This window comes from Microbacterium karelineae, from assembly GCF_009745985.1.
In the GTDB taxonomy this organism is placed as follows: Bacteria; Actinomycetota; Actinomycetes; order Actinomycetales; family Microbacteriaceae; genus Microbacterium; species Microbacterium karelineae.
Genome location: NZ_WFIX01000121.1, coordinates 1 through 560 on the forward strand (window position 1 = coordinate 1; position 560 = coordinate 560).

At 38.8% G+C, this 560-nt stretch carries 1 protein-coding gene; it reads right to left on the reverse strand.

What is annotated here, in order from left to right; genetic code table 11:
- On the reverse strand, positions 1–465 hold a 465-nt coding region (locus GB932_RS22185; RefSeq protein ID WP_497755947.1), incomplete at its 3' end, for a thiamine pyrophosphate-dependent enzyme.
- Positions 466–560: the final 95 nt, after the last annotated feature.

The following is a 560-nucleotide window of genomic DNA, read 5'->3' on the forward strand; positions in this document are numbered from 1 at the left end:
TAAAGAACCTTGTCTTGCAGCACCATCACCAAAGAAACAGATATTTACTGCTTTTCTGTCGAAATATTTATCTGCAAAAGCAATACCTGCACCTAATGGAATTTGTCCTCCAACGATACCATGTCCTCCGTAAAAACGGTGTTCTTTACTGAAAATGTGCATAGATCCACCCATACCTCCGGATGTTCCGGTAGCTTTACCACAAAGTTCAGCCATGATTCTTTTAGGATCTACTCCCATCGCCATTGGATGGATGTGACATCTGTAAGCAGTAATCATACTATCCTTTGTAAGATCCATTGCATGTGTAAAACCGGCAGGGATAGCTTCCTGACCGTTATACAAATGTAAAAATCCTCTGATCTTTTGTTTTAGGTAAAGAGAACGGCATTTGTCTTCAAACCTTCTCCACATTGTCATATCTTCATACCACTTCAGGTATACCTCTTTAGAAAATTCTTTCATGTGTTAGCTCTTGCTTTTTTATGATGAAATAGTTCGACAGAAAAGCAGTAAATATCTGTTTCTTTGGTGATGGTGCTGCAAGACAAGGTTCTTTA